The sequence below is a fragment of the Actinomadura sp. BRA 177 genome (genome assembly GCF_013372625.1).
Taxonomy (GTDB): Bacteria; Actinomycetota; Actinomycetes; order Streptosporangiales; family Streptosporangiaceae; genus Spirillospora.
Genome location: NZ_JABXFD010000183.1, coordinates 1 through 7,040, shown reverse-complemented (window position 1 = coordinate 7,040; position 7,040 = coordinate 1). Strand labels below are relative to the sequence as shown.

Annotated in this window: 9 protein-coding genes; 4 read left to right on the top strand and 5 right to left on the bottom strand. The window is 71.9% G+C overall.

From position 1 onward, the window contains the following. Together HUX53_RS40770 and HUX53_RS06290 are read left to right on the top strand one after the other, a co-directional pair. A partial coding sequence (locus tag HUX53_RS40770; protein ID WP_255204986.1) for an ATP-binding domain-containing protein occupies positions 1–367 on the top strand: 367 nt, incomplete at its 5' end. 86 nt (positions 368–453) lie between these two features. Continuing rightward, a complete protein-coding gene (locus HUX53_RS06290) occupies positions 454–1,092 on the top strand; it encodes a TetR/AcrR family transcriptional regulator (RefSeq protein WP_176402219.1) in 639 nt (212 codons plus the stop codon). On the opposite strand, the gene HUX53_RS06285 is transcribed toward HUX53_RS06290, so the two are convergent. The 4 genes from HUX53_RS06285 to HUX53_RS06270 are packed head-to-tail and all read right to left on the bottom strand — an operon-like array spanning position 1,089 to position 4,672. After that, a complete protein-coding gene (locus tag HUX53_RS06285) occupies positions 1,089–1,943 on the bottom strand; it encodes a glycosyltransferase family 2 protein (protein WP_176402220.1) in 855 nt (284 codons plus the stop codon). The genes HUX53_RS06290 and HUX53_RS06285 overlap by 4 nt on opposite strands. 23 nt (positions 1,944–1,966) lie before the next feature. Next, positions 1,967–2,815, bottom strand: coding sequence for a CDP-alcohol phosphatidyltransferase family protein (locus HUX53_RS06280; protein ID WP_255204985.1), 849 nt, complete (start codon positions 2,813–2,815; stop codon positions 1,967–1,969). Continuing rightward, positions 2,805–3,893 (bottom strand): iron-containing alcohol dehydrogenase family protein, encoded by a 1,089-nt coding sequence (locus tag HUX53_RS06275; RefSeq protein WP_176402217.1) that lies wholly within the window; start codon positions 3,891–3,893, stop codon positions 2,805–2,807. The genes HUX53_RS06280 and HUX53_RS06275 overlap by 11 nt, the downstream gene beginning before the upstream one ends. Before the next feature lie 47 nt (positions 3,894–3,940). Further along, positions 3,941–4,672: a sugar phosphate nucleotidyltransferase gene (locus HUX53_RS06270; protein WP_176402216.1), complete on the bottom strand. Its 732-nt coding sequence runs from the start codon at positions 4,670–4,672 to the stop codon at positions 3,941–3,943. Positions 4,673–4,953: 281 nt separating this feature from the next. Between HUX53_RS06270 and ispD the strand changes: the two genes are divergently transcribed. Both ispD and HUX53_RS06260 read left to right on the top strand, forming a co-directional pair. Then, positions 4,954–5,655, top strand: a complete 702-nt coding sequence (gene ispD, locus HUX53_RS06265) for a 2-C-methyl-D-erythritol 4-phosphate cytidylyltransferase (protein ID WP_176402215.1) — start codon at positions 4,954–4,956, stop codon at positions 5,653–5,655. Continuing rightward, positions 5,652–6,401 (top strand): glycerophosphodiester phosphodiesterase, encoded by a 750-nt coding sequence (locus tag HUX53_RS06260; RefSeq protein ID WP_176402214.1) that lies wholly within the window; start codon positions 5,652–5,654, stop codon positions 6,399–6,401. Before ispD ends, HUX53_RS06260 begins: the two co-directional genes overlap by 4 nt. A gap of 25 nt (positions 6,402–6,426) precedes the next feature. On the opposite strand, the gene HUX53_RS06255 is transcribed toward HUX53_RS06260, so the two are convergent. Further along, positions 6,427–6,945, bottom strand: a complete 519-nt coding sequence (locus tag HUX53_RS06255) for a hypothetical protein (protein ID WP_176402213.1) — start codon at positions 6,943–6,945, stop codon at positions 6,427–6,429. Positions 6,946–7,040 lie beyond the last annotated feature (95 nt).

The window sequence follows — 7,040 nt, the reverse complement described above, 5'->3', positions numbered from 1 at the left end:
TTTTACGGGTTGGCCGCCCGATGAGATCGTCAGGATCCTTTCCGTCGGCAGCGTCAGATGTGTACAAGAGACGGCCACCACCCAAACCTCCCTCTTCGACGCCCCCACCGCAGCCAGTGAAGTGGCGTGGAGTGAGGGTGATCGGGGGCGGCTCGGCGAAGGGCTGCCGGAGCGGGTGCAGGTTTTGGACGTGCTCGAAGCCAAGGGGCTGGAGTTCGATGCGGCCGTGATCGTCGCGCCGGAGACCGTGGCCGCTCAGTCGCCGCGCGGGTTGCGGGTCCTGTATGTGGCGGTTTCGCGGGCCACGCAGCGGTTGACCGTGCTCACCGCCGATCCCGAATGGCGCGACATCCTGCTGAGCGACTGAGTTACGGCTCACCGCGTAGGTGATAAATGCCAGTGCGCGGGGGTTAGTCTGACGATGCCCCCTTTCGCACGGGTGAACGGAGATCGATGACCGGCCGGAATCCCGCACCCAGGCGCAGCTACGGCGGCCGATCGGCGGAGGAGCGCCGCGCCGAGCGGCGGGAGCGGCTGCTGGCCGCCGGGCTGGAGTTGTTCGGGACGCGCGGCTACGCGGCGACGTCCATCGAGCGGCTGTGCGCGACGGCGAGCGTGTCGACCCGCAACTTCTACGAGGAGTTCACCGGGCGCGAGGAACTCCTCACCGCGCTGCACAGCAGCATCAACGAGCGCGCGGCGGAGGCGCTCGCCGCCGCCTACGCGGGCGCCGGGGACGCCGATCTCGGGACCCGCGTCGAGCGCGCCGTCCGCGCGTTCGTCACCGTCACCGCGAGCGATCCGCGCTGGGCGCGCATCGCGTTCGTCGAGGTCATCGGCGTCAGCGCGAATCTGGAGCAGCGCCGGTTCCGGTGGCGCGGCCAGTGGGAGGACTCGCTGACCACGATGGCGCGGGAGGCGGCCGCGCGCGGCGAGGCCGTCGACCGCGACTACCGGCTCACCATGATCGCCGTCATCGGGGCGGTCAACAACCTCGTCCACCACTGGTCCGCCCGCGACCAGGACATCCCGCTCGACGACATCATCGCCGAACTCACCCACCTGATCCTGGCGGCCGTGCGGACCCCCTAGATGATGGGCGGACGTCCCGTCCGGGTCATGCGCCAGGCGGTGCGGTACGAGATGGGGCGGCGGGGGCCGGCGGGCTTGCGCCAGCCCTCCAGGAAGCCCTTGAACCACGGCTTGAGGGCGCTCGGCTTGCGCTCGCGGAGGACGGTCATGCCGATCCACACGGCGAGATAGGTGAGCGCGAGCGGCCACGGGAGGTTGCGGCGCGCCAGCCAGACCCGGTTGCGGGCGTTGTAGCGGTAGAACATGTCGTGCCGCGTCGGCAGGACGGCCGGGTGGAACATGACCGCGGACGCGTCGTAGACGATGCGGTAGCCCGCGTTGAGGATCTGCCAGGCGAGGTCGGTCTCCTCGTGGGCGTAGAAGAAGTCCTCGGGGAGGCCGCCGCCGGCGTCGAACGCGGCGCGGCGGACCGCGCAGGCACCGCCGAGGAACGTCGTGACGGGGGACGAGCGCTCCGGGTCGCCCGCGCGCAGCCGGGGGACGTGCCGGCGCTCGCCGCGTCCGCCCTCGGGGTCGCGGACGCGGAACGAGACGACGCCGAGGTCGGGTTCGGCGGAGAACCGGTCGCGCAGGTGGGCGCCGAGACGGGTGGAGCGGTACCAGCCGTCATCGTCCAGGAAGAGGATCACGTCGCCGCAGGACGCCTCGACGCCCCGGTTCCGTCCGCCCGGGATGCCCAGGTTCGTCGGGAGGCTGATGGTCTTGACGCGCTCGTCGTCGAACGGCGCGACGCCCGCGTTGCCGCCGACCGGGTCGACGCCGTTGCCGACGAGGACGACCTCGACGTCCACGTGCTCCTGCTCCAGGGCACTGCGGACGGCGCGCGCCAGCTCCTCCGGACGGTTGCCCATGGTCAGGACGACGACGGACAGTTTCACTTCAGCCTCCGGGAGGCCAGGATGCTGACCAGGTGAAGCACGGTCTGCAGGACGGCCACGACGGCCACCGCGACCATCAGCACGCGGACGGCGGCCGGCGTGTCGAACCCGAAGACGGTGTCGACCACGGCCGCCGCGAGGATCAGCAGCGACAGCTCGACCGCGCCGATGATCCGGTGGAAGCGCAGCATGGACGCGGCCTGCCGGGCGAGCGCGATGCGGGTGGAGCGGGGGCGCAGCGCCCGGTCGCCGCCGGACGGGTCGGCGGTCAGCCCCGACTTGGCGCGGGCGACGACGACGTTGTCGGTCTCCGCCTTGATCAGCGCGGCGCCGAGCGCGGCGACGAGGCCGAGCTCGACCCAGCCGCCGTTCCGCCAGCCGCCCTGCGCCATGAACCCGAGCCCGATGAGCAGCGAGATCTCGGACAGGTAGTGGCCGATGCGGTCGAGGAACACCCCGGCCACCGAGGTCTGCTTCAGGTAGCGGGCGACCTCGCCGTCCACGCAGTCGAGCAGCAGGTAGACCTGGATGAGGACGGCGCCGCCGAGCGCCGTCCACAGCTCGGGCGCGGGCAGCGACACGACGACGCCGGCGAGCACGCCGCTCGCCATCATCAGGTAGGTGAGCTGGTTCGGGCTGAACCCGAGGCGCAGCGCGACCCACCCGAAGTACGGGGAGACGTCCCGCATGTAGAGGCGGCCCGCCCAGTGCTCCTCGTTGCGCCGGTCCTTCAGGCCGGGCGGCTGCCCGTACCGGCGGACGTCGGCGACCTTCGCGCCCTTGCGGTGCGGCCGCTGGTCCTCGCCGGACGGTTCGGCGGAGTGCCCGGCGAGGTCAGCCTCCATGGGCCTGGACATACTCTTCCACCGCCTTGCGGGCCTCGCCCTTGTCGAGATTGAGGTATTCCAGGATGGTGTAGCGGCCGGGCCGGGTCTGCGGCGCGAACAGGACGGCCTCGGTGAACTGCTCGACGGACAGGCCGACCTCGCCCGGAAGGCGGGGCAGCCCGTGCCGGCCCAGGCAGGCGAGGATCTCGTGCAGCCGCTCCGGCGCGGCGCCCGCCTCGTCCGGGGGGAGCCGGGTGGCGCGCAGGTGGAAGCAGAACGCCGTGCCGATCCCCGCCAGCTCGCCGTGGTTGGCGGTGTCGGGGTAGAGCTGGTCGATGGCGTGCATGATCTCGTGGTCGCCGCCGCTGGCGGGCCGGGAGTCGCCGGCGAACGCCATCGACATCCCCGACAGCACCAGGCTCTCGGCGAGGACGGTGAGGAACCGGTCCGACTCGATCGTGCCCGGCTGGTGCAGCAGCGCCTCGGCGGCGGTGCGGGCCACGGTGAGCGCCATCCGGTCGATCCGCTCGCCGCACTGCTCGCCCGCCAACAGCCAGTCCTCCACCGCGGACAGGTTGCTCAGCACGTCCCCGATCCCGGCCCGGATCAGCCGGGGCGGCGCGGCGTGCACGTAGTCCAGGTCGATGATCATCGCGAGCGGCATCACCACGCCGAACGAGCCCTTGCCGCTCTCGTGCACGAGGGAGGCGACCGGCGAGCAGATCCCGTCGTGGGACAGGTTCGTCGCGACCGACACCATCGGGATGCCCGACAGCGTCGCCGCGTACTTGGTGGCGTCGATCGTCCGGCCGCCGCCGATCCCGACGACGGCCTCGTAGGACCCGGCGCGCAGCTTGGCCGCCAGCTCGACGGCCGCGTCCACGGTGCCGCCCGCGACCTGGTACACCTCGCAGGCGGCCAGGGAGTGCCGGACGTGCTCGGCGATCTGGTCGCCCTGGCCGGGGCCGACCGCGATCGCCACCCGTCCCTCGGTGGCGATGCGCCGGTCGGCGAGCAGCTCACCGAGGGCGGCGACGGCGCCGCGCCGCACGTCGATGGAGAGCGGCGCGTTGAGCATCCGCGTCAGCAGGGGCATGTGCCTCCTCGCTCAAAGTCGTCCCGCGCTTGCCAGGCTGGACGGCGTCAGTAGCCCTTGGCGATCCGCCGGGCCTTCTCCAGGTCGTCGTGGTTGTCGACCTCGACCCAGTCGACCTCGCCGATCGGCGCGACGCCGATGCGGCCGCCGCGGTTCACGTGCTCCTGGTAGCCGTCCTCGTAGTAGAGGTCGGGGTCGCGCTCCCAGGTGGCCTTGAGCGCGTCGGCCAGCGGCTCGGCGGCCGCGGGCTCGATCAGGGTGGCGCCGATGTACTCGCCGCCCGCGGTCGACGGGTCCATCAGCTTGGTGATGGTCTTCAGGTGGCCTTCACCGTCGAGGATGACCTTCATCTCCTCGTCGGCGAGAGTTTTCACATCGTCCACGGCCAGGAGGATGTCCGGACCACGGTTCGCCAGTAGCGTCTTCTCGACGCCCACCGGATGGACCGTGTCGCCGTTCACCATGAGGACGCCCTTGGAGAAGTGCTCCCGAGCCAGCCACATGGAGTAGGCGTTGTTCCACTCCTCGGCCTTGTCGTTGTGAACCAGCGTGATGGTCACGCCGTACCGCTCTTCGAGGGCGGCCTGGCGCTCCTCGACGGCGCCGGCCTGGTAGCCGACGACGATGACGACGTCGGTCAGCCCGACTTCGGCGAGGTTGCGGAGGGCGATGTCCAGGATGGTGGTCTCGCCGTCCACCGGGACCAGGGCCTTGGGGAGGGTGTCGGTGTAGGGCCGCAGCCTCCGGCCCGCACCCGCCGCCAGCACCATGCCGATCATGCTTCCTCTTTCCTACGTCGAACGTGATCCGTGCCCGCAACGTAGACGGTCGGCGCGGCGCACGCGAACGAGCCGGGCCTCGGCGCGGGTCGGACGGTGCCGTCGCGGTGGCGCGGCGCCGTCGTGGCGCGGTGCCGGCACCGCCTGCGCGGACCCCAACACGGCGAGGTAACCATACTCGATCCCGCGCGATCGGGCGGTGCGAGCGGATTCGTCCGTCCGCCGCCGGGGAGCCTCCGGTACGTTGAGCGTGGCCGGGATGCCGGGAAGACTGGGGTGACATGGCGACGCGGACGGTTGCGGTGGTGCTCGCCGGCGGGGTCGGCGAGCGCATGGGCGCGGGACGTCCCAAGCAGCTCATGGAGGTCGGCGGGCGGCCCATCCTGGCGCACGCGGTCGGCGCGTTCGACGCGCACCCCGGCGTCGACGAGGTCGTGGTCGTGATGGCGGCCGGGCACCTGCGCGACGCCGCCGCGATCGCCGCGCCGTTCGGCAAGACGGCCGCCGTGATCGAGGGCGGCGACACCCGCACCGCGTCGACGGTCGCGGCGCTGCGCGTACTGGACGGGCATGCCGACGACGCCCGCGTCCTCTTCCACGACGCGGCCCGCCCGTTCGTGGACGCCCCCGTCATCGACCGCGTGCTGGACGCGCTGGACGACTGCGAGGCCGTCGCGGTGGGCGTCCCCTCGTCCGACACGATCGTGGTGGTGGAGGACGGCGTGGTCGCCTCGATGCCGCCGCGCGAGACGCTCAGCCGGTTCCAGACCCCGCAGGGCTTCCGGCTCGGCACGATCCGCAAGGCCTACGAGCTGGCGCTCGCCGATCCGGGGCTGTGCGCCACCGACGACTGCGGGATCGTGCACCGCTACCTGCCGGACGTCCCCATCCGGGTGGTCGCGGGCAGCGAGCGCAACCTCAAGGTCACCCAGCCCCTCGACGCCGTCATCGCCGAACATCTCGCCACCGAGGTGAAGCCTTGATCTTCGACAACACGCCCACGGTCATCGGGCATCGCGGGTACGGGTCGGGCGACCTCACGCCGCCCGGCGCCTCGGCCCCCGTCTCCGAGAACACGCTGCCGTCGCTGCTCGCCGCCGTCGACGCCGGACTGTCCTGGGTCGAGATCGATGTGACGCGCACCGCCGACGACCACCTCGTCCTGCGGCACGACCCGACGACGGTGAACGGCGACCACCTGGTCGACCTGCCCGCCACCGCGAGCGGCCTGCCCCTGCTGACCGAGATCTTCGACGCGCTGCCTTCGGACGTCGCGGTGGACGTGGACGTCAAGACCGTCCTGGAGGACGCGCTGGACGAGCCGTCCCGCCGTACTGGCGCGCTGCTCCTCCCCGTGCTGAAGCGGGAGGCGAAGCGGCGCCGACTCCTCGTCACGTCCTTCGACCCGTCGCTGCTGACGTTCCTCCGGGACGAACTGCCGGGCGTCCCGGTCGGGCTGCTGACGTGGCTGCGTTTCCCGCTGTGGCACGCCGTCCCGGCGGCGGCGGGCCTCGGCCTGGACGTCGTCGCCGTGCACACCGGATCGTGCGGCATCGACCACCCCGACACGCGCCTGCGTCCGCTGGAGCACTGCGTGGACGTCGCGCACAAGGCCGGCCTGGAGACGATCGCCTGGTGCCCGTCGGCGGAGGCCGCGCCGACCTACGCGGAGGCCGGGTTCGACGCGATGGTGGTCAACGACGTCCCCGGCGTCCTCGCCGCCGTCTGACGGTGGTCGACCCGGCCAAGGCCGGCTACGCCTCGACCACGTCCTCGCCCGGTCCCGGCTTCCTCGGCGCGATGGGCGCGGGCGACGTGGCAGGCTCGGACGTGCGGGTGCCGCGCCAGCGCCGAGGCGACAGCGAGGCCACGACGAGCGCGACTCCGATGATCATGAAGGTCCCGTTGGCGGCCATGTTCGTGTAGCCGAGGTAGAGGTCCTCCGGCACGAACTCCGGCGTGGACTTGTCGAGCATCCATGCCGTCTCCAGGAACCACAGCACCCCGAGGGCGCCGCCGAGCACACCGGGGACGAGCGATGCGAGCGGGGACAGCCGCGCGTTCACCACCAGGCCGATCACGGCGGCGCCCACCAGCAGGAGGCCGAGCGCCGCCCAGTCGTGTGGCGCCGGGACATCATCGATCTTCGCCTGGAGGCCGGAGGCCACCGACAGGCGCACGTCATCGACGCTGTAGGCCAGGCAGCCCGCGATCAAGGGGGTGGCGACCACGCCGATGAGCGCGCCGATTCCATGCCGGGTGGCGTTGTTCATGGGCCGACTCCTGTCCGGTGAGAGGGCGGAGAGCCCGCTCACCGTACAGACGCCTCATACCGGGATGATCACGGCCCGGTATGAGGCGTCTGTAC

Excerpts from the sequence above, each read along its gene's own strand:
- HUX53_RS06290 (WP_176402219.1), top strand. The coding sequence starts at position 454 with ATGACCGGCCGGAATCCCGCACCCAGGCGCAGCTACGGCGGCCGATCG.
- HUX53_RS06285 (WP_176402220.1), bottom strand. The coding sequence starts at position 1,943 with ATGGGCAACCGTCCGGAGGAGCTGGCGCGCGCCGTCCGCAGTGCCCTG.
- HUX53_RS06280 (WP_255204985.1), bottom strand. The coding sequence starts at position 2,815 with ATGGAGGCTGACCTCGCCGGGCACTCCGCCGAACCGTCCGGCGAGGAC.
- HUX53_RS06275 (WP_176402217.1), bottom strand. The coding sequence starts at position 3,893 with ATGCCCCTGCTGACGCGGATGCTCAACGCGCCGCTCTCCATCGACGTG.
- HUX53_RS06270 (WP_176402216.1), bottom strand. The coding sequence starts at position 4,672 with ATGATCGGCATGGTGCTGGCGGCGGGTGCGGGCCGGAGGCTGCGGCCC.
- ispD (WP_176402215.1), top strand. The coding sequence starts at position 4,954 with ATGGCGACGCGGACGGTTGCGGTGGTGCTCGCCGGCGGGGTCGGCGAG.
- HUX53_RS06255 (WP_176402213.1), bottom strand. The coding sequence starts at position 6,945 with ATGAACAACGCCACCCGGCATGGAATCGGCGCGCTCATCGGCGTGGTC.